The organism is Pseudomonas sp. SID14000 (genome assembly GCF_002165135.1).
In the GTDB taxonomy this organism is placed as follows: domain Bacteria; phylum Pseudomonadota; class Gammaproteobacteria; order Pseudomonadales; family Pseudomonadaceae; genus Aquipseudomonas.
The window spans coordinates 24,252-46,711 of record NZ_NFZQ01000005.1 but is presented as its reverse complement, the minus strand read 5'-3'; the positions used below and the strand labels follow the sequence as shown (position 1 = coordinate 46,711).

General features: G+C 64.3%; 17 protein-coding genes. 6 read left to right on the top strand and 11 right to left on the bottom strand.

Translation table 11 applies throughout. The features are described 5' to 3' along the window. The first annotated feature begins 92 nt into the window (after nucleotides 1-92). Nucleotides 93-1,934 carry an amidohydrolase gene (locus tag CAY82_RS08845; RefSeq protein ID WP_170931059.1) on the top strand — a complete coding sequence of 614 codons (1,842 nt, stop codon included), beginning with the start codon at nucleotides 93-95 and terminating at the stop codon, nucleotides 1,932-1,934. Nucleotides 1,935-2,097: 163 nt separating this feature from the next. Here CAY82_RS08845 and CAY82_RS08840 read toward each other — a convergent pair whose 3' ends face one another. From CAY82_RS08840 to CAY82_RS08830, 3 genes are all read right to left on the bottom strand, one after another. After that, nucleotides 2,098-3,696, bottom strand: coding sequence for an MFS transporter (locus tag CAY82_RS08840; protein ID WP_087500886.1), 1,599 nt, complete (start codon nucleotides 3,694-3,696; stop codon nucleotides 2,098-2,100). Between the two features lies 1 nt (nucleotide 3,697). Further along, nucleotides 3,698-4,960, bottom strand: coding sequence for an OprD family porin (locus CAY82_RS08835; RefSeq protein WP_087500885.1), 1,263 nt, complete (start codon nucleotides 4,958-4,960; stop codon nucleotides 3,698-3,700). A 246-nt stretch (nucleotides 4,961-5,206) separates the two neighbouring features. Then, on the bottom strand, nucleotides 5,207-6,118 hold the full coding sequence (locus CAY82_RS08830; RefSeq protein WP_087500884.1) for a LysR substrate-binding domain-containing protein: 912 nt from the start codon (nucleotides 6,116-6,118) through the stop codon (nucleotides 5,207-5,209). A 280-nt stretch (nucleotides 6,119-6,398) separates the two neighbouring features. On the opposite strand from CAY82_RS08830, the gene ycaC (CAY82_RS08825) reads away from it, so the two are divergent. Beyond that, complete coding sequence (ycaC, locus tag CAY82_RS08825; protein WP_085621550.1) at nucleotides 6,399-7,028, top strand: isochorismate family cysteine hydrolase YcaC; 630 nt, start codon at nucleotides 6,399-6,401, stop codon at nucleotides 7,026-7,028. 196 nt (nucleotides 7,029-7,224) lie between these two features. Here the strand turns inward: ycaC (CAY82_RS08825) and CAY82_RS26680 are convergent, their stop codons facing one another. The 4 genes from CAY82_RS26680 to CAY82_RS08805 form a co-directional block, all read right to left on the bottom strand. After that, entirely contained in the window at nucleotides 7,225-7,803 is a 579-nt protein-coding gene (locus CAY82_RS26680) for a PBECR2 nuclease fold domain-containing protein (RefSeq protein ID WP_170931054.1), read from the bottom strand. A 157-nt stretch (nucleotides 7,804-7,960) separates the two neighbouring features. After that, nucleotides 7,961-8,254: a hypothetical protein gene (locus CAY82_RS08815; RefSeq protein WP_085588769.1), complete on the bottom strand. Its 294-nt coding sequence runs from the start codon at nucleotides 8,252-8,254 to the stop codon at nucleotides 7,961-7,963. A gap of 719 nt (nucleotides 8,255-8,973) precedes the next feature. Beyond that, the gene (locus CAY82_RS08810; protein WP_087500883.1) at nucleotides 8,974-10,761 is read right to left on the bottom strand and encodes a monovalent cation:proton antiporter-2 (CPA2) family protein; all 1,788 of its coding nucleotides are present in this window, start codon (nucleotides 10,759-10,761) and stop codon (nucleotides 8,974-8,976) included. Between the two features lie 181 nt (nucleotides 10,762-10,942). Beyond that, entirely contained in the window at nucleotides 10,943-11,917 is a 975-nt protein-coding gene (locus CAY82_RS08805) for a GlxA family transcriptional regulator (RefSeq protein WP_087500882.1), read from the bottom strand. A gap of 180 nt (nucleotides 11,918-12,097) precedes the next feature. On the opposite strand from CAY82_RS08805, the gene CAY82_RS08800 reads away from it, so the two are divergent. Together CAY82_RS08800 and ycaC (CAY82_RS08795) are read left to right on the top strand one after the other, a co-directional pair. After that, entirely contained in the window at nucleotides 12,098-12,460 is a 363-nt protein-coding gene (locus tag CAY82_RS08800; RefSeq protein ID WP_087500881.1) for an AraC family transcriptional regulator, read from the top strand. A gap of 73 nt (nucleotides 12,461-12,533) precedes the next feature. Next, entirely contained in the window at nucleotides 12,534-13,160 is a 627-nt protein-coding gene (ycaC, locus tag CAY82_RS08795; protein WP_004375560.1) for an isochorismate family cysteine hydrolase YcaC, read from the top strand. A 55-nt stretch (nucleotides 13,161-13,215) separates the two neighbouring features. Here ycaC (CAY82_RS08795) and CAY82_RS08790 read toward each other — a convergent pair whose 3' ends face one another. Continuing rightward, a complete protein-coding gene (locus CAY82_RS08790) occupies nucleotides 13,216-18,264 on the bottom strand; it encodes an ATP-binding sensor histidine kinase (RefSeq protein ID WP_087500880.1) in 5,049 nt (1,682 codons plus the stop codon). Between the two features lie 239 nt (nucleotides 18,265-18,503). Between CAY82_RS08790 and CAY82_RS08785 the strand changes: the two genes are divergently transcribed. Then, on the top strand, nucleotides 18,504-19,496 hold the full coding sequence (locus tag CAY82_RS08785; RefSeq protein ID WP_087500879.1) for a response regulator: 993 nt from the start codon (nucleotides 18,504-18,506) through the stop codon (nucleotides 19,494-19,496). Further along, nucleotides 19,493-19,861: a response regulator transcription factor gene (locus CAY82_RS08780; RefSeq protein WP_170931053.1), complete on the top strand. Its 369-nt coding sequence runs from the start codon at nucleotides 19,493-19,495 to the stop codon at nucleotides 19,859-19,861. Before CAY82_RS08785 ends, CAY82_RS08780 begins: the two co-directional genes overlap by 4 nt. A 176-nt stretch (nucleotides 19,862-20,037) precedes the next feature. Here the strand turns inward: CAY82_RS08780 and CAY82_RS08775 are convergent, their stop codons facing one another. The 3 genes from CAY82_RS08775 to CAY82_RS08765 all read right to left on the bottom strand — a co-directional run bounded on the left by CAY82_RS08775 (nucleotide 20,038) and on the right by CAY82_RS08765 (nucleotide 22,311). Next, complete coding sequence (locus CAY82_RS08775; RefSeq protein ID WP_087500877.1) at nucleotides 20,038-21,528, bottom strand: YifB family Mg chelatase-like AAA ATPase; 1,491 nt, start codon at nucleotides 21,526-21,528, stop codon at nucleotides 20,038-20,040. Between the two features lie 162 nt (nucleotides 21,529-21,690). Beyond that, nucleotides 21,691-22,044, bottom strand: a complete 354-nt coding sequence (locus tag CAY82_RS08770; RefSeq protein ID WP_087500876.1) for a gamma-glutamylcyclotransferase family protein — start codon at nucleotides 22,042-22,044, stop codon at nucleotides 21,691-21,693. Then, complete coding sequence (locus CAY82_RS08765) at nucleotides 22,045-22,311, bottom strand: accessory factor UbiK family protein (RefSeq protein WP_087501083.1); 267 nt, start codon at nucleotides 22,309-22,311, stop codon at nucleotides 22,045-22,047. It abuts the gene before it with no gap. Nucleotides 22,312-22,460: the final 149 nt, after the last annotated feature.

The following is a 22,460-nucleotide window of genomic DNA, read 5'->3' as shown; positions in this document are numbered from 1 at the left end:
TCGCCACCAGTACCGTGCTCGGTGCCGCTGGCGCGCTCTGGTCCGCATTGCCCTTTACCGGTTCCGCTTACGCATCCACCCAAGGAGGTTCCATGACCGCCGATCTGATTCTGTTCAACGGCAAACTGCACACCGTTGATCGTGAAAAGCCCACCGCGACCGCCGTCGCCATCAAGGATGGCCGTTTCATCGCCGTGGGCAACGACGCCGAGGCCATGGCCCACAAGGGCGCCACCACGCAGATCATCGACCTCAAGCAGCGCACGGTCATCCCTGGCCTGAACGACTCGCACCTGCACCTGATCCGGGGTGGCCTGAACTACAACCTGGAACTGCGCTGGGAAGGCGTGCCTTCGGTGGCCGATGCCCTGCGCATGCTCAAGGACCAGGCCGCGCGTACACCAACCCCGCAGTGGGTGCGCGTGGTCGGTGGCTGGAACGAGTTCCAGTTCGCCGAAAAGCGCATGCCCACCCTGGAAGAAATCAACCAGGCCGCGCCGGATACCCCGGTATTCCTGCTGCACCTGTATGACCGCGCGCTGCTCAACCGTGCCGCGCTCAAGGCCGTTGGCTACACCAAGGATACCCCCAACCCGCCGGGCGGCGAGATCCAGCGCGACAAGTTCGGCAACCCGACCGGCATGCTCATCGCCCGCCCTAACGCGATGATCCTCTACGCCACCCTGGCCAAGGGGCCGAAACTGCCGCTGGAATACCAGGTCAACTCCACCCGTCAGTTCATGCGCGAGCTCAATCGCCTGGGCCTGACCAGCGCCATCGATGCTGGCGGCGGCTACCAGAACTACCCGGATGACTATCAGGTGATCCAGGAGCTGGCCGACAACAACCAACTGACCGTGCGCATTGCCTACAACCTGTTCACCCAGAAGCCCAAGGAAGAGCTGGACGACTTCCGCAAGTGGACCTCCAGCGTGAAGCTGCACAGCGGTACCGACTTCCTGCGCCACAATGGCGCCGGCGAAATGCTGGTGTTCTCCGCTGCCGACTTCGAGGACTTCCTCGAACCGCGCCCGGACCTGCCGCAGACCATGGAGCAAGAGCTGGAACCGGTGGTGCGTCACCTGGTCGAGCAGCGCTGGCCGTTCCGCCTGCACGCCACCTACAACGAATCGATCACGCGCATGCTCGACGTGTTCGAGAAGGTAAACCGCGACATCCCGTTCAATGGCCTGCCATGGTTCTTCGACCACGCCGAAACCATCACCCCGCAGAACATCGAGCGCGTACGTGCGCTGGGCGGCGGTATCGCCATCCAGGACCGCATGGCCTTCCAGGGTGAGTACTTCGTCGACCGCTACGGCGCCAAGGCCGCCGAGCAGACCCCGCCGATCAAGCGCATGTTGGAGATGGGCGTGCCGGTGGGCGCCGGTACCGACGCCACCCGCGTGTCCAGCTACAACCCGTGGACCTCGCTGTACTGGTTGGTCAGCGGCAAGACCGTCGGTGGCATGGAGCTGTACCCGGAAGGCCTCAGCCGTGACACCGCGCTGCAGCTGTTCACCCAGGGCAGCGCCTGGTTCTCCAGCGAGCAGGGCAAGAAAGGCCAGATCAAGGTGGGCCAGCTGGCCGACCTGGCGGCGCTGTCGCTGGACTTCTTCAGTGTCGATGAAGAGGCGATCAAGGGCATCGAGTCGGTGCTGACCGTGGTCGACGGCAAGGTGGTGTATGGTGCGGCGGAATTCGACAAACTCGGCCCGCCCCAGGTGCCGGTGCTGCCGGAGTGGTCGCCGGTGACCAAGGTACCGGGCCACTGGCGCGTGGGCACGCCGTCGCTGGCAGCCGCCGTGCACCAATGCAGCGGGCCATGCGGGGTGCATGCGCACAGCCATGAAAAGGCGCGGCATTCGAGCGTGCCGGTGAATGACTACCAGGGCTTCTGGGGCGCGCTGGGTTGCTCGTGCTTCGCGTTCTAAGCTGAGCTGATGAAAAGGGGGCCAGTTATTGGCCCCCTTTTTTGTTCCTACTGTGCTGGCCTCTTCGCGGGTAAACCCGCTCCCACAGGTACGGCGGCGCACTCAGGCCTGTGTTGTCCCTGTGGGAGCGGGTTTACCCGCGAAGAAGCCGGAAAGGCCAGCATCAATGGTGAGCCTTGTGCTCAGCTCCAGCCAACAGATGCCGAATCTTCACCTCCACCCCATCGGTCTGCAGCATCCGCACCCGCGCCTCGATCTTCAGCTCACCCCGGGTAACCCGGTGGTGATGCCGCAAATGCTCCAGCCACGATTCCTCGAAGAAGAACTCCAGCCACAACGCCGGGTTCGCACTGTCGCGCATCAACCCCCACGACAACGCGCCATTGCGCTTGCGCATCGCCTCCAGCTCCCGCGCTGCCTGCTGGAACGCCTCGGCCTTGGCCGGGTCGACGTGGTACTCCACGGTGACCATCACCGGCCCGCTTTCCTTGTCCATGTCGTCGCTCAGCAGCGGCGCCGGCCAATGCAGTGACGGCGTCAGCTCCTCGGCTGCGGTTTCCGGCAGCGTCACCTTGCAGGTCAGCAGCGTGCCCAGCGCCAGGCCACCTGCGGCCAGCAGCAGGCTCAAGGTGATCGTTGCATGGCTGGCCAGCGTTCCCCACAGCAACCCGCCGCAGGCCATGGCACCAAAGAAGATCAGGATGTACACCGACAACGCCCGCGCCCGAACCCAGGCTGGCACCGAGGTCTGCGCCGCCACCTGCAGGTTGGACAGCACGGCAATCCACGCCGCGCCGCTGAGCAGCATCGCCGGTAGCAGCGCGTAGAAGTTGCGCACCAGCGCCAGTGCCAGCAGGAACAGTGCATACAGCAGGCTGGCGAGCAGCACCAGGTGGTCGCGGCTGATGCGTTCGCGCAGGCGTGGCAGCAAGGTGGCACCGGCCACTGCGCCGATACCGATGGCCGCCAGCAGCAGGCCGAAATCGGCGGCGGTGCCATGCATCTCGCCACGTACGATCAACGGTAGCAGCGAGGTACCGGCGCTGGCGCAGAAAAAGAATGCCAAGGCGCGCAATATCACCGCCTGCAAGGGTTTGGCACTGCGCGCGAAACGCAGCCCGGTGCGCATGGCGCCGACGAAGCGCTCAGCCGGCAGCAGCGGCTCCTTCACCTCGCGCTTCCACAGGAACAGCACCAGGATCACCCCGGCGAACGAGATGGCATTCAGGGCGAAGGTCAGCCACGGGCCGACCATGCTCACTACCACGCCTGCCAAAGCCGGGCCGATAGCGCGCGACACGTTGATACCGACACTGGAAAGCGCCACCGCGTTGGCCAGGTCGTCCCTGCCCACCAGTTCCGGTGTCAGTGCACTCCAGGCCGGCATCATCAGTGCCGTGCCGATGCCCAGCGCCAGGGTAAGCACCAGCAGCAGGGTGACGTTCATCAGCCCGAGCAGGGTCAGGGTCGCCAGCACCACGGCCACCGCAGACATCCACAGTTGTACCAGCAACAGGTAGCGGCGCTTGTCGACGATATCCGCCGCCGCGCCAGCCGGCAGGGCGAGGAAGAACATCGGTAGCGAGCCGGCTACCTGGATCAGTGCCACATGCAACGGGCTGGCCGACAGCGTGGTCATCAGCCAGCCGGCGCCCACCTCGTGCATCCAGGTGCCGATGTTGGAGGCGATGGTGGCGATCCACAGCATACGGAAGGTGGTGTTGCGCAACGGGCTCCAGGCGCCTGAAGGGGACGTGCTCATGTCAGAAGCTGCCTTTGAGTGGGTATTCGATGATCAGGTAGATCCGGTCGATGTCATCGCCGGCCTGGGCCTGGTTGGCGCGGTGGCTGACGTGGGAAAACGATAGGCTCAGGTCCTTGGCGGCGCCGGACTGCACCACGTATTTCAGGTCGATGTCGCGCTCCCAGTGCTTGCCGCCGTCGCCGTACTGGCCCACATAGGCGCCGCCCGCCGGGGCATGGCTGCCGTCGATGCCACGGCCGCTGACATAGCGGCCCATCAGGCTCAGGCCGGGAGCGCCGAGGGTGGCGAAGTCGAGGTCGTAGCGCAGTTGCCACGAGCGCTCGCCGGGGCCGTTGAAGTCGGCGTACTTGATCGAGTTGGCCAGGTAGATGGAGTCGCCGCCGACGAAGTCGAACGGGGTATCGCCCTCGACCTTCTGGTAGGCCAGGCTCAGCGCTTGGGCGCCGAAGCTGTACCTGGCCAGCAGGCTGTAGGCGAGGGTGTCGATTGCCCCGGCACCGGCATTGCCGGTGTCGCGGGTCTTGTACAGGTTGCCGTCCAGGCGCCAATTGCCCTCGGCCAGGTTCAGGTTGAGGTAGGCCTGGCGCCAGGTGTCCTGCAGTTGCCCGGCGTATAGCGCACCACCGAACGGGCCTGCGGGTGCGAAGGTGGCGCCGGCCAGGCTGATGGCACGGTTGCGGGTGCTGACGCCGTAGCCGCTGAAGTCATCATGGCTGGAGCTGTTGTCCTGGTTGTTGAAGGCGGTGAAGCGCCCGGCCTGCAGGCGCCAGTCGGGCAGGTCGGTGTTGTCCAGGAACCAGCCGGTGGCGTACTCCGGGTGCAGGCGTTTGTCGCTGGTGTCGAACACCGGGGTTTCCACGGTCATTTCGCCGTAGCGTAGTTGGGTGTTGCCCAGGCGCAGCTTTAATGCGGCGCCGGCGCTTGAGTAGTCGGACTCGGAGCGGCCATCGCTGTCGCGCGGCAGCAGGCCGGTGCCGGCATGGCCGCGGCCGCCGTCCAGCTTGAGGCCGAGAAAACCGTGGGTATCGATACCGGCACCGAGCGTGCCCTCGGTGAAGCCGGAGCGGATCTCGCCAATGAAGCCCTGGGCCCATTCCTGGCGATAGTTCTGGCCGCTGCCGGAGGGCGAGCGGAAGTCGCTGTGCAGGAAATAGTTGCGGCTGAGCAGTGACCAGCCGGGTTCGTCAGCCTGGCTGAGCGCCGGGTACAGGGCGAGGGTGGCGAGCAGGGCGCGGCCTGGTCCGTGAGTGGCGCGGATCATGGGGGCTCCAGGGGGGATGATCCGGGATTGTGGATGAAGGATAGGCAAGGGGGCTTGTATGTGTGTGCTCTGGCTGGTTTTGCCTGTGCCGGCCTCTTCGCGGGTAAACCCGCTCCCACAGGTACTGCATAAGCCTTGGGGCTAGTGGTGACCTGCTCTCACAGGTACTGCACAGGCCTTGGGGCTAGTGGTAACCCTGTGGGAGCGGGTTTACCCGCGAAGAGGCCGGCACAGGCGGCAACCGGCTCAAGCCATGTCGCTGATGGCGAACTCTTCGGCCAGATGATCGATCAGCGCCCGCACCGACGGCAGCAAGCCCCGCCGTGACGGGAAGATCGCGTGCACGATGCCGCAACGCGGGTGCCAGTCCGGCAACAACTCCACCAGCCGTCCCGCCGCCAGGTCTTCACGCACCGCCACCCGCGGCAGGTGCGCAATACCCACCCCCGCCACCACGAAATGGCGCAGGGCAAACAGGTCGTCCGTCACCATGCGCGGTGTATGCGGGATGACGATGCTGCGGTTGCTGTCCTCACCCTGGAACAGCTCCCACTGGTATTCGCGCTGGGCACTGCCCCAATGCACGCTGGGCAGCGTGCCCAGCAGCTGCGGGTCGAAGCCCTTGGGCAACTGCTCCAGGTACTGCGGCTGGCCGACCAGGCACTGGGTACTGTTGCTCAGTACCTTCATCACCATGTCGGTGTTCTCCAGCGGCGGAAAGCGCACCCGCAGGGCGATGTCGAAACCCTCGTGCAGCAGGTCGACGCGGCGGTTGGTGCTCTCGATGAACAGCTCCACCTGCGGGTACTTGAGCATGTAGCGGGTCAGCATCGGCCCGACCCAGGAATTGAGCAGGGTAGTCGGGCAACTGATACGCACCAGGCCGCGCGGCTCGCTGCGGTTGCGCTCGATGATCTCTGCCGCACCCTCGGCTTCCACGCGCATGGCCAGGCAGCGGTTGTAGTAGGCCTGGCCGATCTCGGTGAGCGAGCAGTGACGACTGGTGCGATGCAGCAGACGCACGCCCAGGCGGTCTTCGAGGTCGGCGATGCGCCGGCTGAGCTTCGATTTGGGCATGTCCAGCGCCCGGCCAGCCGGGGCGAAGCCACCGTGCTCGACTACCTGGGTGAAGTAGTAGAGGGAGTTGAGGTCTTCCAATGATCGGTCTCCAGGTACTTGGTTGCCTGTGCCGGCCCTTTCGCGGCTAAAGCCGCTCCCACAGGTACTGCATAGGGCTCAAGCCCGGCGCCATCCCTGTGGGAGCGGGTTTACCCGCGAAGAGGCCGGCACAGCCCCTACAAATCTATCGTTCATAAAACGGAACGCTAAAGCCAAATTCTGCTATCTACCGCCACAAAGGTGATGATTTTAATCTGTGCCCATCAACGCGAAACACCCCCGAATGCTGAAAAATTCATAACCCTTAGGAGCACAGACCATGAGCAAATTCACCTACAACCGCCTGAACAAAGACGACGCCGCTGTCCTGCTGGTCGACCACCAGGCTGGCCTGCTGTCCCTGGTCCGTGACATCGAGCCGGACAAGTTCAAGAACAACGTGCTGGCCCTGGCCGACCTGGCCAAGTTCTTCAACCTGCCGACTATCCTCACCACCAGCTTCGAGCAAGGCCCCAACGGCCCGCTGGTACCAGAGCTGAAAGCCCTGTTCCCGGACGCCCCGTACATCGCCCGCCCAGGCCAGATCAACGCCTGGGACAACGAAGACTTCGTCAAGGCGGTGAAGGCCACTGGCAAGAAACAGCTGATCATCGCCGGCGTGGTGACTGAGGTCTGTGTAGCGTTCCCGGCGCTGTCGGCCCTGGAAGAGGAGTTCGAAGTGTTCGTGGTGACCGATGCTTCTGGCACCTTCAACGAAATGACCCGCGATGCTGCCCATGACCGCATGAGCCGCGCTGGCGCGCAAATGATGACCTGGTTCGGCGTGGCCTGTGAGCTGCACCGCGACTGGCGCAACGACATCGAAGGGCTGGCGGCGCTGTGCTCCAACCACATTCCGGATTATCGCAATCTGATTACCAGCTACAGCGCGCTGACTGCGGGTAAGTAACACCAAGTAATCTGATGGATGGCTTCCGCAAGGGGGCCATCGTTGACTTGGTCCAGGAGTGTTGTTAGCGTTTCACCTGAGCGCGAAACCAGCTGCCATTCAGCGGCAATAGCTGGTGTAGGAACCCCGTCGATGGCTGAATCATCAGCGTCGGGTGAGACCTCCACACCCCGGCTTGAGGGTGTGTATATGAGTATCAAGCACGAGCACAGGGCCACTGGTGACAGTGGCCCTTTTCTTTGCTCGGCAGATAAGCGTACCGCTTGTAGAGCAGTTTTCCATGGCGATGCTTATTCAGTGCCTTTGCATCGCACTGCATGAAATTCCACAGCATTTTGCCGTTATCGAGTGTCACGACCACTAGCATCTGCCGCTTGGTCTCGTACACGCCAATGAACGCCAGCCTGTAGGTGTCATTGGTGTAGGCGACCTGCCATACCTCAAATGGTCCGATCAGCGTATCCAGCGCTACTTTTACATAGCGTTCCCGGGCGTCTTGTCGCTTCTCGACGATGTGATGGATACAACTGCGTTGAATCTGGATGTCGCCCATTGGAGTTCTGACGGTTACTACGCTGGCTTCTTCACTGTTCAAACCCAGATGCTGCGCAGCAAGTTCGATTGCTGATTCATGCGAATCGGCAGCAGCCAATTCTTCGATAGCCCGTGTACGCCATTCACGCGCGAGCGTTCTGAGGTCAGGTAGTTGTTCGTCCAGCCAAGTGTTCTGGCCTTTTTTCTCGGCGACTTTCGCGGTGGGGTTGTTGGGGTTCAATGCGATACCTGGCTGCGATCAGTGCGGCCAAGTGAGCCTAGGGAGAAGGGTTTCCTCGAACAATCAGACGGGGATTGACCCGTTTTGTAAGGCGTTTCCTATATTGAGGCGGAGCAGGCCTGTTACCGCAGCCTGCTCTGTGCAAATGCAATGCACTTCAACTTACAGGCTGCGACTCAATCCCATCCAGCAATGCCTCAACCAATCCTTCTGCCATTTCGAGCGCATTCAGGTTGCTCCAGAACAGGCTCTTGCCGGTTTCATCAAGGTGTTCCAGGGCTTTGTAGCCACAGTCGTATGCGCCGCGCAGGTACTGGGCGACATGCACCAGGGCGTCGTGGGCAGAGACGCCCGGGTTTACTGTGAACAAAGGTGGATGGCCGGCATCGCAGCGGCTGAAAGCGCGTTGTGTGGTGCTGGGGAGGGGTGGATTGGGGACGATTCTTTTCATGGCAATTCCTTCTCTCGGGTTGAACTGCAACCACCCGTTTCCACGCAGAAGGCGGCAGTTGTGCGCGGGGTGGAAAACCGGTGAGAAGGCAAGCCGGTAGGCCAAAAGGCCTCACGCGCACAACTGCCATAACGGCAGCCCTTCATCAGATCCGGGTTTCCACACCCGATCGCTGAACCGACAGCGACCCGGCAAGCCTAGAGAGCAGGCTTTCCCCGGACAATCAGACGGGCTTCGACACGGTGCGTAGGATAATTCGTCAGGGTCAGCATTAACGTAGGAAATGGTTCGCTAGGAAGTAGGACCTTGCTGAGAGACGGACGATTTTTTGATGGTTTTTTGGTATCCGCGTAATGGCAGGGAGGTGACCGTCGGGAGGTTGCAGAATGGCCTCCAGGTGCCTGGCGATAGATTTCTGGCGCCTATGAGACCGAGCGCCGCCCGCGCGGCGCTTCGCGGGACAAGCCCGCTCCCACATCTGTTTCGGGCCAGTCACTCCTGTGAAGTCACCTCTGTCCGCCTTGTTTGTTCCATTCGATATCGAAGGGGGCGCAATTGCTCTTCATTCATCTTCAGCCATACACCAAGGCTGCAACCCACCTGGCACAGGAATAATTGGCCCGAAACAAATGTGGGAGCGGGCTTGTCCCGCGAAGCGCCGCGCGGGCGGCGCTCGATCTCAAGGCCGCTACATCTCTACAGCCATGCGCTTGAAACCCTCAATCCGCATCCGAATCAAACAACCGCTCCAACTCCGCCCGGGCCTCCTTGGCCGTCTGCATCACCTTGGCCCGGTCATCACGCACCTGCCCCTGGGCGACCAGCACCTCTTCGTCATGCTGGGTAAACCGTGCAATCCGGTCCGCCGCCTGCGCGTCGCTCAACCCCAACCCCACCAATGCCCGGCGGGTCATCTCCAGGCTGGAGTAGAACGTCTCGCGAATCGGCTCGGCGCCGACATCCGCCAACTTGTGCACATGCTGGCGGTTACGTGCGCGGGCCAGCACTTTCAGGTGTGGGTACAGGCGTTTCACCCGTTCCGCGGTGTGAATGGCAGCTTCCGGGTCATCGATGGTAATGATGAAGTATTCCGCCTCGCCCACCTTGGCCGCATGCAGCACTTCCGGGCGCAGCGGGTCGCCGTAGAACACGGGGACCTGTTCGAACATACGGGTCATCTCGATGGTGTCCACCGAGGTTTCCAGGGCAATGAACGGAATCTTCTGTGCCCGCAGGATGCGCGCGACGATCTGGCCCATGCGGCCCATGCCGACGATCACCACCCGTGGCGTGTCAGTCTGGATCTGCTTGTAATGCTCCGGCACTTCACGCGCCGGTTGCGGGCGCTTGAGGGCGTGGGCGCAGCCAATCATCAGCAGCGGGGTAATGGCCATCGACAGGGTGATGGTCATCAGCAGCAGGTCGTAGGTCTGGGTGTCGAACAGGCCCTGGCCCTTGCCCAGCTTGAACACCACGAAGGCGAATTCGCCACCGGCCGCCAGCACCATGCCCAGGCGCAGTGCGCTGGCGCTGTTCAAGCCACCGGCCAGGCGCCCGACGCCGATCAGCAGTACCAGCTTCACGGCCACCAGCAGCAGGGTCAGGCCCAGCAGCACCAAAGGCATTTCCAGCAGCAGGCGCAGGTTGGCGCCCATGCCGACGCTGATGAAGAACAGCCCCAGCAGCAGGCCCTTGAACGGTTCGATCTGCGATTCCAGTTCGTGGCGGTATTCCGAGTCGGCCAGCAGCAGGCCGGCGAGGAACGCACCCAGGGCCATGGATATACCGGCTTCTTCCATCAACCAGGCGGTGCCAATCACCACCAGCAGTGCGGTGGCGGTGGACACTTCCGGCAAGCCGGTGCGGGCCACGGTGCGGAACACCGGGCGCAGCAGGTAGCGGCCACCGACGATGACCACGGCGATGCTGGCGAACACCTTCAGGCCGTGTTGCAGGCTGTCGCCGTGGCTGGTGTCCGGGCCGCTGGCGGCCAGTAGCGGAACCAGGGCGATCAGCGGAATTGCGGCGATGTCCTGGAACAACAGGATGGCGAACGCCAGACGGCCATGGGGCGCGTTGAGCTGCTTGCTTTCGGCCAGGCTCTGCAGGCCGAGGGCGGTGGACGACAGCGCCAGGCCGAGGCCGAGCACGACGGCCGCCGGCAACGACTGGCCGAAGCCGAACAGGGCGATGGCACCGATCACCGCGCCGGTCAGCAAAACCTGGGCGGTGCCGACGCCGAACACGGACTTGCGCATCAGCCACAAGCGCTTGGGCGACAGCTCCAGGCCAATGATGAACAGCAGCAGGACCACGCCCAGCTCGGAAATGTGCGCCACGCTTTCGGTGTCGCGGATCAGGCCCAGTGCCTGCGGGCCAATGATTACGCCAGCAAGCAGGTAGCCGAGCACGGCCCCCAGTTGCAGGCGCTTGGCCAGGGGGACGGCGAGGACAGCAGCGAGCAGGAAGATCACCGCGGTTTGCAGAAGGCTGCCTTCGTGTGGCATGGGCTCGTACTCCATGAGCTGCCGGGGCAGCGTCAGATCAGTTTGGCGGGCAATTCTGGGGAATGTGGGAGGGCCAGACAATCTTCTGTGAGGAAGACACATTGTCCTGAATCAGGTGACAGTCGTGCTGGCCTCTTCGCGGGTTCACCCGCGAAGAGGCCAGCACAGGAAATCTGCATACTCAACTGCCACCAAACTGCGCCCGATACTGCGTCGGCGTCATGCCAATCCGCTCGCAGAACACCTTTCTCATGTGCCGGTCACTGCCAAACCCGCACTGCGCCGCCACCACCTTCAACGGCAGGTCGCTGCCTTCCAGCAGCTTGCGCGCCCGGTCAATGCGTGCGTTCTGCAAGTACTGCAGCGGCGTGATGCCCACCTCGCGCTGAAAGGTGCGGGCGAAGTTGCGCCCGCTCATGGCCACCAGGTCGGCCATTTTCTGCACGGTGAAGGCTTGCTCGATATGGTCGACGATATACGCCTGCACCCGGGCAATCGGCGAATCATCCCGCGGTACAGCCGCCAGCAGTGGCCCGTAAGGTGCCTGCCCGCCCTGGCGATGGCGGGCGACCAGCAGCACCTTGGCCACTTCCAGGGCCAGCGCCTTGCCGTGGTCCTCGGCTACTACCGCCAGGGCCAGGTCGATGCCAGCGGTGATGCCGCCCGAGGTAATCAGGCAACGGTCGATCACGTAGATCTGCTCGGTCTCGACCTTGGCCTCGGGGAACGCCTGTGCCAGACGCTCCACGTAGTTCCAGTGGGTGGTGCAGCGATAGCCGTCCAGCAACCCGGCCCGGCCCAGCAGGAATACCCCGGTGCAGATTGCGCCAAAGCGTTTGGCCCGGCGCACAGCCTGGGGCAGCCAACGCTCGATGCCTGGCAGGGCGATGTCATAGGCCCCCGGGCCGCCTGGCACCAGCAACAGGTCGACGGCCTCCGGCAAGTCCTCCAGGCGCAGGTCAGCCACCACTTTCAATCCGCAAGAGCCGCGCACCGCTGCCTGCCCTTCGGCCAGGGTCAGCAGCCGGTACTTTCGCTCGGCAGGAAGGAAGCGGTTAGCAATGGCAAACGCGTCCATGGGCCCGGTCACGTCCAGCAACAACACATCATTGAACAGCACCATGGCTACGGTACGGTGGGCGGGTTTTTCCTGCATGGCTCTTTTGCCTTGAATGCCGGCCGCCACTAGCGGCCTGAAGCTGAATACGAAACGCATCTTAAGGTATCGGCAAAACGGCCAGGGCCAGCAGTGCACAATTAACAACTATTCAGGTCTGGCTCAGGACTTTGTCATGTGCCGGGGGCGAGACTTTCTGCATTGAACAGGAGAGTCGCCATGCACCCCGGGAAGCCCCAAGCGCCGCAGCAAACCCCCGGCGCACTGACGCCTGCGCGGTTGCGCCGGGCCAAGGAACTGATGCTGCACAGCCCGTTGTCGATCATCGAAATCGCCGGGGTATGCAACCTCACCCGCAGCCACTTCTCCCGTGCGTTCAAGGTCAACACTGGCCTATCGCCCCAGGCCTGGCGCCTGTTGGCGCGCATGGAAAAGGCCAAGCGCCTGCTTGCCACCGAGGCGCCAATCACCCACGTGAGCCTGGAATGCGGCTTCTGCGATCAGGCCCATTTCACCCGTGCCTTCAGCCGCCTGGTCGGCCAGCCGCCCAAGGCCTGGCGTCAGGCGCAGGTCCACCCTTAAGCCGACCCTATCCGCCGGTATAGCCCCTTGTAGACAGTGCCGGCCCGTTTTCCCAACCCAAGGAGTCACCCCGATGAGCCAACCCGATTACAAGCGCCTGAACAAAGACGATGCCGTGGTGCTTCTGGTCGACCACCAGACCGGCCTGATCTCGCTGGTGCAGGACTTCTCGCCCAACGAGTTCAAGAACAACGTGCTGGCCCTGGGCGACCTGGCCAAGTTCTTCGGCTTGCCGACCATTCTCACTACCAGCTTCGAGCAAGGCCCGAACGGCCCGCTGGTGCCCGAGCTGAAAGAGATGTTCCCGGATGCGCCGTACATTGCCCGCCCCGGCCAGATCAACGCCTGGGACAATGAAGACTTCGTCAAGGCGATCAAGGCTACTGGCCGCAAGCAGCTGATTATCGCCGGCGTGGTGACCGATGTGTGCGTAGCGTTCCCGACCCTGTCGGCGCTGGCAGAAGGTTTTGAAGTGTTCGTGGTGACCGATGCTTCTGGCACCTTCAACGAAACCGTGCAACAGGCGGCCTGGGTGCGCATGACCCAGGCGGGTGCACAGATGATGAACTGGTTCTCGGTGGCCTGTGAGCTGCATCGCGACTGGCGCAACGACATCGAAGGGCTGGGTAACCTGTTGTCGCAGCGGATTCCCAACTACCGCAACCTGATGAACAGCTATGCGGCCTTGAGCGCCCGTTGATGTGAACCTGTACCGGCCTCTTCGCGGGTTCACCCGCGAAAGGGCCGGTACAGGCTTAGGAAGGATTCACAGGCAGCGTAAAGCGAATCCGGCACCCGCCCAGCTCCGACACCAGCGCCTGCAACTCCCCACCATGGGCCTGCACCACCGAGCTGCAGATTGCCAAACCCATCCCCATGCCGCCGATCTTGGTGGTATGAAACGCATCGAACACCCGCTCACGCTCATCCGCAGCTATCCCCGGCCCGTTGTCGTCCACGCAGACCTCCACATCATCCCCGACCACCGCCAACGCAATGCGCAGCACCCCATCGCTGCGATACCCCGCCAGCGCCTCCAGGCCATTGGTAATCAGGTTGAACACCAACTGCTGCAACTGCACCGGGTCGGCCATCACGCTCACCCCTGCCTGCAACCGCGTCTGCACGTCCACCGTGCCCTTGGCGGCATCGGCCGAGGTCAGGCGCACCACTTCGCGGATCAGTTCGTCCAGCTTCACCGCCTTGAGTTGCATTGGTGACTGCTTGGCCAGTGAGCGCAGCGCACGCACGATGTTGGCGGCCCGTTCGCTGTCGTTGCGGATGTCTTCCAGGCCAGCAATCGCCTCTTCCAGGTCGGGCTTGGCACGCTTCAGCCAGCGCAGGCTGGCAGCGGCGTTGGAAGCGATGCCCAGCAGCGGCTGGCTGATCTCATGGGCGATGGACGCCGACAGCTCGTTCATCACCTGCAGGTGTGCGGTGCGCGCCAATTCCGCGCGGGAGCGGCGCAACTCGGCCTCCATCTGGGCGCGGGTCTGGTTGTCTTCGGCCAGGCGCGTGTAGAACTTGGCAGTCTGCAGCGACACTGCCGCCTGCGAGGCGAGAATTTCCAGCATGGCTAGGCGCTGGCCACCGAACAGGTTCGGCACCAGGCGGTTTTCCAGGTACACCAGGCCGATCAGCACGCCCTGGATCACCAGCGGCAGGCATAGCACCGAACGGGCGTTGCGCGCCTGCAGCTGCTCGCGGAAGGCCTCGGGGCAATCGCGCTGGGCATCATTGAGCACCAGCGGCTTCTTGGTGCGCATGGTGGCGTTGATGATCGACAGCGGCGCCTGGGTCATGAACTTCTGGCAGTCGTCCATATTCACGTGCAGCCCGGCATCGTCGATGTAGGCGAGGGCAGCCATCTGGAATTCGGCACCGCTGACGATCAGCAGCGCACCGTGGTCGGCGCCGGAGTGCTGGGTCAGGTGGCCCATCAGGGTTTCGATCAGGCCTTCGAGCAGCACTTCCTCGGACAGTGCCCGTGCTGCTTCGATGCCGACTTCCAGGTCGAGCTTGGCCTGGTGGGTGGCGCGGTAGGTTTCCTGGATCGGCTGGGTGCGCAGGAACGGGTGCAAAGCCTCCAGCTGGTGCACCTTGCCGGTCGCGCCCCAGATATGGAAACAGTCACGGGCAATACGCAGGTGCAGGTTGGCGCCGGAGATCAGGCCGCTGGGGATGCACACCTCGGCCAGCTGTTCGTGGGCCAGCGCCTGCTCGTGGATGAAACCGGCGGCGGTGGCGGCGATCTGTGCCTGGTCGAAGCAGCGGATGGCGGCCAGGCCGTCGCCTTCGAGCTTGGCGATCACGCCTTCGATCAGCAACAGCTTGTTGCGGAAGGTGGCCGGGTTGAAGCTGGCCCAGCGGTCGAAGCGCTCGCGCAGGGCCTGCAGCTCGCGCAGCTTGTCGGCCAGGCTGCCAGCGGCCTCGGGGCTGCCCAGGGCCAGGCCGCGGAACAGGTGATAGTCGGCCAGGTTGATGTGCGCCGGTGCCGCCCAGGTGTTGTCTCCGGCCAGTGCCAGGTTGCGCATGGCCTGCGGGATATTGCCCAGGTAGAAGGCGCTCATGCCGGCCAGCAGGTACTGGAAGAACCGTGTGGTGGGCGATTTCGAGGCTGCGCCCGCGGCCGGGCAGGGCGTGCCGCTCAAGTTGGCGATGAATGCTTGCTGGGCCTGCAGGATCTGCTCGATATCGCGGTAGCCATGGCGGCGTACGGTGGCCAGGCCTTGCGCCACTTCCTCGACCACGTCCGGCAGGCAGCGGCCCATGAACAGCGAGTCGGAAACCAGGTGGTTGCAGGCATAGCAGCTCATCGCCAGGTCGCCGCTCAGGCGCACCGAGTCGACCGCGTCCAGCGCGGTGCGGCGGGCGAACTCCATGGGCGAGGTCCAGGCGCTGACCTGGTCCAGGGCCAGTAGCGCGCTGGTCAGGTCGGCCTCGAAACCGTGTCGCTCGATCAGCTTGAGCGCGGCCAGGCAACAGGCATGGCCGTCATGGTAGGCGCCGAAATGCTCGGCAATCATCACCCCGTACCAGGCCATGCCATAGGTGCTGCCCGGGGCAACGCCGTGCAGCAGCGACAGCTCCATGAGTTTGGCCAGGTGCAGGAAGCAGATGTCGTCCTTTACGAAAAACGATGACGACAGGGTGGCCAGCAGGCTGATCGCAACTGTCACTTCCTCCGAATCGGTGCACGGCAGCGACTCCAGGCAGTGCCGGCCTTTCTGTTCGACCAGAGCCTGTACCCGGGCATGACTGGCTTCGATCTGTTGCCAGTCGCCCCCCCGCACCGGGCTTGTACCCAGCAAGTCCAGGCCGGAGAGGGCGCTGTCGATGGCCGCCTGATAGTCGCCGCGCAAGGTGTACAGCAGAGCCTGCAGCCGGCACACCCGCGCCTGGTCCAGCGCCGAGCGTGCGCGCTGGCGGCATTCAGTGAGGCGGGCCTCGGCCGCGATCATTCGCGACAGTTGCATGTCGCACTCCGTCGCCATGCAGGCGATGGCAAAGCCATGCGTAGCGCGGCTTTCCAACGTGGCGCCGTGGTGCAGCAACTGCTCGGCCGTATGCAGGTAGCCAGCGGCCTGCTCGAAGGCGCCGTCGTCGCGTGCGCGTGATGCTGCTTCGCGTAAAAGCTGCAGGAACGCTTCGCAGTCATCCGCTGCAAACCCGCATGGGCTGGCGCGTTGCAGCTGGTTGGCGAGCTCGAACAGCAGCTCGTGCAAGTCATCTTGCCAGGCGTGGCGCATGGCCAGGGCAATATGTGCATGCAGCGGGGCACGCTCGCGCTCGGGCGTGAGAGCGTACGCGGCCTCCATCACCCGCTCATGGGCGAAGCCCAGGCCGTTCTGGCCAGTTTGCAGGAAACCCGCGCCAATCAAGGCTTTCAACGGTTCGCCGGGCACTTTGGCGAGGACTTGGTGAAGCAGTCGTTCATCGCAACGGCTGCCCGCAGCGCCAGCCACCCGCAGCAGGTCGCGCTGCGGTGCCGGCAGGCGCGCCAGGCGGTGGATCAGCAGGTCGGCGACATTGTCGGAATAGCGATGGCGGGCCACGGCCTGCAGGCACCATGACCAGCGCATGGCCTGGGTGTCGAAGGTGAACAGCTGGTCCTCCACCATGGCCCGGAGGATCTGATTGATGAAAAACGGGTTGCCCGCCGTCTTGCCGTGCACCAGTTCGGCCACCTGAAATGCGTCCTCGGGGCCGACGTGGTAGCGCTCGCCGATCAGCTCGGTCACCGCGCCCACGTCCAGGGGGTGCAGGTTCAGCGTGGTGCTGCGCACTGCTGGGGGCAGGGCAAGGGGTGTACTGCTGGCGGGCGCATCATTGCGCCGGGCGAAGATCAGCAGCAGGTTGCCGGGTGCGTGAGCCAGCAGTAGCGCCAGTAGTTGCTGGCTGGCGTCGTCGGCCCACTGCAGGTCATCGAAGAACAGCACCAGCGGCTGGCCGGGGCGGCTGAACACCTGCAAGAATTCGACGATCGACCGCAGTTCCTTCTGCAGTGCCAGGCGCGTGGGCTTGGCCGGCAGATCGGGGAGGGGGCCGAGGATCAGGTGCAGGTCTGGCGCCAGCTTGCCGAGCAGCCGGCCATGGCCTTTGATGCGGCGCAGGATCTCGCGGCGCAGGGTGTCGAGGTCCTGGCTGTTCTTGGCCAGCAACTGGGTGGTCAGCGCGCCGAGAATTTCGACCCAGGGTGCGTAGGGCACGGCCTGGGCCATACTGCTGCACTTGCCGACCGCCCAGTAACCCTCGGCGTTGGCCTTGAGCGCAGCCTCGACCAGGCTTGACTTGCCCATGCCGGCGGCGCCGTTGATGAACAGGGCATGTGGCTTGCTGTCGCGGCGCAGGGTCTTGAGCAGCAGGGCGATGGCCTTCTGTTCGGCGCAGCGGCCATACAAGCGTGCGCGGCTGGGCGTGACCGGGTCGGCACAGCCTGGTTCGAAGGCCTCCATGGTCTTGCTGGCGGCCCACTGCCGCTGGCAGTGGGCCAGGTCTACCGCCAGGGCCCGGGCACTCTGGTAGCGGGCGTCCGGTTCTTTGGACAAGGCCTTGGCCAGGATCCGGCTGAGGGGGGGCGGCACATTGTTGTCCACTTCGCAGGCTGCTCGCGGCTGCACGCCGGCATGCAGCTGGCGCCAGTGCTGGGTGTCGCGCCCCGTCAGAGGCAGTTCGCCCAGCAGTAGCTGGTAGAGGATTGCGCCCAGGGCATAGATGTCGGTGCGTCGGTCGCTGCTGCTACCGTGCGGGCAGATCTGTTCCGGTGCCAGGTACGCCCAGTTGCCGAGTGGGGAGCCCTGTTTGCTGATCAACTCCGGCGGGTCGGCGCGAAAGCAGCTCAGCCGTACCTGCTGGTTGGCGTGCAGGCACACATGTTCGGGCTGTAGTGCGCCGTGCAGCACATTGCGTTCGTGGGCCAGGGCCAAGGCATTGGCCGCGTTCACCGCGATCTCGAGAAACGGAGCCAGGGCCGTCGGGCCCTCAGCGATCAGGTCGGCGATGGAGCGACCGGTCGGGTACACCAGCAGCGGGCCTTCGGCCGAACGCACGAACGCCGAGGGGATCACTGCCCACTGTGGGTCCAGTTGCAGGCGGTAGTCACGTTCCAGGCGCTGACAGGCGGCGGGGGCCTCGCGCGGGGCGCGCACGGCGATCCAGGCCTGGCGGGTGGCAGGGTCGCTCAGGCGGAAGTAGCTGAGCTCGCCTTCCTGGCCCAGCGCGCTGATGTCGCACCGGTTCAGCCAGCCCTCGTCGACCGACTGGTCGTAATCGATGGGCCTGTGGGCAAGGCGTTCATCGAGCATAAAGCACCCCCTGCTAGCGACATCCTGATGCGCGAGTATACGCAGCGGGCCCAGTACGGATGCGGGCTGCAGCCTGCTTGGCAGGAACGGGCACGCTGTTGTCCGTTATCGTCCCCTGGGGGCTGACGGGCTTTTGTATAGTCCTCAGGCCAACCTATCCCTCGGGATAATTGTCTGAATGCGTACGCAGGCCTAGGCTGGCGGGGCTGCGAAAACGCCTTTGCCCGCGCGAGGAAGCCATGATCCGGATAGGTAATGCCCAGGTGTCGCTGGAGCGGCGCGAAGCCTTTGTTGACGGCAAGCCGATCCTGTTGGGCGGGCGTGCCTTCGAGGTGCTGGCGACGCTGATCAAGGCCAAGGGTCGGGTGGTCGGCAAGGACGAGCTGTTCAGCCAGGTGTGGGCCGGCACGGTGGTTGAGGACAACAATCTGCAGGTGCAGGTGTCCTTGCTGCGCAAGGCCTTTGGCGACCGCGACCTGATCCAGACCGTGCCGCGCCGGGGCTACCGCCTGGCCGCCGAGATCAGCCTCGAAGTACCTGGCAAGGCGCTGGACAAGTCGCCGCTGTGCGCCGTGGCCGACACTGTCGAGCTGTTCGATGAGCGCTTGAACGTGCCTGTGCTGGTGGTGGATGACGACCCGTCGGTGCGCACGGCGTTGGGCCGTCTGCTGCGCTCGCAGGACATCCCGCATCATTTGTTCGCCAGTGCCGAGGCGCTGTTCGAGGCCCGCCTGGAAACCCCCTATGCCTGCCTCTTGCTGGACATGCACCTGCCCGATTCCAGCGGCCTGGATGTACAAGACGCGCTGCGCCGGCTGGCGCTGCCCTGGCCGATCGTGTTCATGACCGGCTTCGGCACTATCCCGATGACCGTCCAGGCCATGCGTGCCGGAGCCGTGGAGTTCCTGACCAAACCGTTCGACGAAGACCAGCTGCTGAGACTGCTGCAGGCGGTGCGCACGCGTGCCGTGGTCGAAGGGCGCAAGTGGCGCCATGCGCGACAGGTGGAGGAAAAGTACCAGCGCCTGACCCAGCGCGAGCGCCAGGTGTTCTCGCTGGTGGTCGGCGGCCTGTCGCACAAGCAGATCGCCAGGCAGATCGGCACCAGCGAGGTGACGACCAAGGTTCACAAGAAGAACATCATGAACAAGATGCAGTCACGCTCGCTGCTGGAGCTGGTGGCCATGCACAACGTCATCGGGTCGCGGCCTGAGGGCCTGGGCGGCGCATGAGCAGAGCGGTGTGCATCGTCGACGACGATGCGTCGGTGCGCAAAAGCCTGGGCAACCTGCTGCGTTCGGCTGGGCTCGAGACCTTGTCGTTCGCTGCGGGGGACCTGTTCCTGGCCTCGGCATTGGCGCGGCAGGCGGGGTGTGTGCTGCTTGATCTGAAGATGCCTGGGATGAGCGGGCTGGCGGTGCAACGCGAGCTGGCCCGGCTGGGGTGGCGTTTGCCGGTGATCTGCATGTCGGCGCATTGGGATGAAGGGGCGGTGCGGGCGGCGATGGCGCTTGGGGCACTGGTGTGCCTGGGCAAGCCATTTTCCGAAGAGGTGCTGCTGAAGGTGGTTGAGGATGCTTTGGTGGGCAGCCAGTGAAGCCTGTAGCGGCCCTTTCGCGGGTGAACCCGCTCCCACAGGTACTGCGCTGGTCTCAAGAGCTGTGCAGTACCTGTGGGAGCGGGCAAGCCCGCGAAGAGGCCGATAGCTTCAACAGCCATCTCAGCATACTTGCGCAATCAATATGCTTGTAGCGAGGTAATGCTCGCCGCAATCTAACTGCTCCCTGGCCGGTACTGCAGCGCCTCGGCCAGATGTGCCCGGCCAATTGCCTGGCTACCCTCCAGATCCGCCAGAGTGCGCGCCACCTTCAGCAACCGGTGAGCCGCGCGCAACGACAGGGTCAGCCGCTCACAGGCTCCCTCCAGCCAGACCTGATCCGCCGCCACCAACCCACAATGGCGGCGCAAACCCTCAAGGTCGAGAAACGCATTCGCACACCCTTGCCGCTGCTGTTGCAGTTCACGTGCCTCGGCCACCTTGGCCGCGACATCGGCACTGGTTTCGCCGCAGGGCTGGTTGTTCAGCGTGGTGCTCTCCCGGGCCACGGTCAGGTGCAGGTCGATACGGTCCAGCAACGGCCCGGACAGCTTGTTGCGATACCGCGCGATCTGCTCGGTGCTACAGCGGCAGCGGCCAGTGGGGTCGCCCAGGTAGCCGCAAGGGCAGGGGTTCATTGCCGCCACCAGCTGGAAACGTGCGGGGAAACGCACCTTGTCGCGGGCCCGGGCGATCACGATCTCGCCCGACTCCAGCGGCTCGCGCAACACTTCCAGCACACGCCGCTCGAATTCCGGCAGTTCATCCAGGAACAGCACGCCATGGTGGGCGAGGGTGATTTCGCCCGGTTGCGGCCGGCTGCTGCCGCCGACCAGCGCAGGACCGGAGGCGGAGTGGTGCGGATGGCGAAAAGGCCGCTGCGGCCAGCTGCTCAGTGGCGTATGGCCACTGACCGACTGGATTGCTGCCACTTCCAGCGCCTCGTGCTCGTCCAGCGGTGGCAGCAGCCCCGGCAGACGGCTGGCGAGCAGGGTCTTGCCGGTACCGGGAGGCCCGGTGAACAGCAGGTTGTGCGCCCCGGCCGCAGCTAGTAGCAGTGCGCGTTTGGCCGCCAGTTGGCCCTGCACCTCGCTCAGGTCCGGGTACGGGCGTTGCTGCAGGATCAGGCCGTTGGCGGCATACGGCGGCAACGGCACCTGGCCGTTCAGGTGGGCGACCAGCTCCAGCAGGTGCCCCACCGCATACACCACCAGCCCGCCTGCCAGGCTGGCCTCCTCGGCGTTCTCCCGTGGCACCACCAGCGCCCGGCCTGCTTCGCGTGCCGCCAGTGCCGCGGGCAACACACCCTGCACCGGGCGCAACTTGCCAGACAGCGCCAGTTCACCCAGGCATTCGACCTCGGCAAGGGTGGCCGTTGGCACCTGGCCGTCGGCGGCAAGGATGCCCAGGGCAATGGCCAGGTCATAACGCCCGCCGTCCTTGGGCAGGTCGGCGGGGGCGAGGTTCTGGGTGATGCGCCGCTGCGGGTAGTTCAGCCCGGAGTTGACGATGGCGCTGCGTACCCGGTCCTTGCTCTCTTTGACTGTGGTTTCCGGCAGGCCGACCAGCGTGAGATGGGGCAAGCCGTTGGCCAGGTGGGTTTCGACGCTGACCGCCGGTGCCTGCACGCCCACCTGGGCGCGGCTGTGGACGAGGGCTAGGGACATGGACGCTCCGTTGTCGCTGAAAAGGGCCGCTTCCTGCGGCTATGCAAGAATAGCGAGCGCGGCCCGGAGCGGCGCAAGAAGTGTGCGTCGTGATTTTTCAGGCAGGGATTTCCCCTGCATTCTCACCCCGTTGGATTCGTGCCTGCTGCACGCCCGAGAGACTCAGGCGCGTACATAGACCCAGGCGGTCAGGCCCGAAGCGAGGGTGACGGCGACGCGCTTGTAGTCGGCGACTTCATAGCGGTCCGCCGCCGCCAGCTCTTCCTCGCTGATCTGGAAGACCATGCCGGCCACGCTGTCGTCGGCCTGGCTGCTGGGGGTAACGATAGGGTGATGGGACTTGCCGCTGGCCGCGAGCACGGCCGGGTCGGTGATCTCGACCCAGTCCTGGCGGTAGCCCAGCATGCGGTCGACCTGTCCGCTCAGTTCGCGGCCGAAGTTGGCCAGTTGCACGGCCTTGTCCTGCAAGGTGCCGTAGGAGAACAACAATACCGGGTAAGCGCTGGAGGGCTGCATTCACTCATCCTGTGGGGTCGGGTCAAGCCGGGCTTCCAGCTCGGCTACTTGTTTTTCCAGGGCCTCGAGGCGTGCACGGGTGCGCGCCAGTACGACCATCTGGCTGTCGAATTCTTCGCGGCTGACAAGGTCCAGCTTGTTGAAGGCACCTTGCATCAGCACCTTGAACTGGCTTTCCAGTTCTGCGCGGGGCTGGGCGCTATCGCTGCTGAACAGGCGCGAGGCCTGGTCGCTCAGGGCGTCGAGAAGGGCTTTGGGCGCGAGCATGGGGCTGTCCACTGATGCTGGGAAATGGCCGGCAGTGTAGCACGCATGCATGAGCATCCGGCTGCGTCGCTGGCTCCAGCAGAAAGCAGCTCTCCTCTTAACTGCACATTTTTCGAGCAATGCGTCAGGTCGAGGCGCACCGAAATTGT

Coding starts and splice junctions, on each gene's coding strand:
- CAY82_RS08785 (WP_087500879.1), top strand. CDS start 18,504: ATGATCCGGATAGGTAATGCCCAGGTGTCGCTGGAGCGGCGCGAAGCC.
- CAY82_RS08835 (WP_087500885.1), bottom strand. CDS start 4,960: ATGATCCGCGCCACTCACGGACCAGGCCGCGCCCTGCTCGCCACCCTC.
- CAY82_RS08815 (WP_085588769.1), bottom strand. CDS start 8,254: ATGAAAAGAATCGTCCCCAATCCACCCCTCCCCAGCACCACACAACGC.
- CAY82_RS08790 (WP_087500880.1), bottom strand. CDS start 18,264: ATGCTCGATGAACGCCTTGCCCACAGGCCCATCGATTACGACCAGTCG.
- CAY82_RS08775 (WP_087500877.1), bottom strand. CDS start 21,528: ATGTCCCTAGCCCTCGTCCACAGCCGCGCCCAGGTGGGCGTGCAGGCA.
- ycaC (WP_085621550.1), top strand. CDS start 6,399: ATGAGCAAATTCACCTACAACCGCCTGAACAAAGACGACGCCGCTGTC.
- CAY82_RS08845 (WP_170931059.1), top strand. CDS start 93: ATGACCGCCGATCTGATTCTGTTCAACGGCAAACTGCACACCGTTGAT.
- ycaC (WP_004375560.1), top strand. CDS start 12,534: ATGAGCCAACCCGATTACAAGCGCCTGAACAAAGACGATGCCGTGGTG.
- CAY82_RS08810 (WP_087500883.1), bottom strand. CDS start 10,761: ATGCCACACGAAGGCAGCCTTCTGCAAACCGCGGTGATCTTCCTGCTC.
- CAY82_RS08840 (WP_087500886.1), bottom strand. CDS start 3,696: ATGAGCACGTCCCCTTCAGGCGCCTGGAGCCCGTTGCGCAACACCACC.
- CAY82_RS08770 (WP_087500876.1), bottom strand. CDS start 22,044: ATGCAGCCCTCCAGCGCTTACCCGGTATTGTTGTTCTCCTACGGCACC.
- CAY82_RS08805 (WP_087500882.1), bottom strand. CDS start 11,917: ATGCAGGAAAAACCCGCCCACCGTACCGTAGCCATGGTGCTGTTCAAT.
- CAY82_RS08780 (WP_170931053.1), top strand. CDS start 19,493: ATGAGCAGAGCGGTGTGCATCGTCGACGACGATGCGTCGGTGCGCAAA.
- CAY82_RS08765 (WP_087501083.1), bottom strand. CDS start 22,311: ATGCTCGCGCCCAAAGCCCTTCTCGACGCCCTGAGCGACCAGGCCTCG.
- CAY82_RS08800 (WP_087500881.1), top strand. CDS start 12,098: ATGCACCCCGGGAAGCCCCAAGCGCCGCAGCAAACCCCCGGCGCACTG.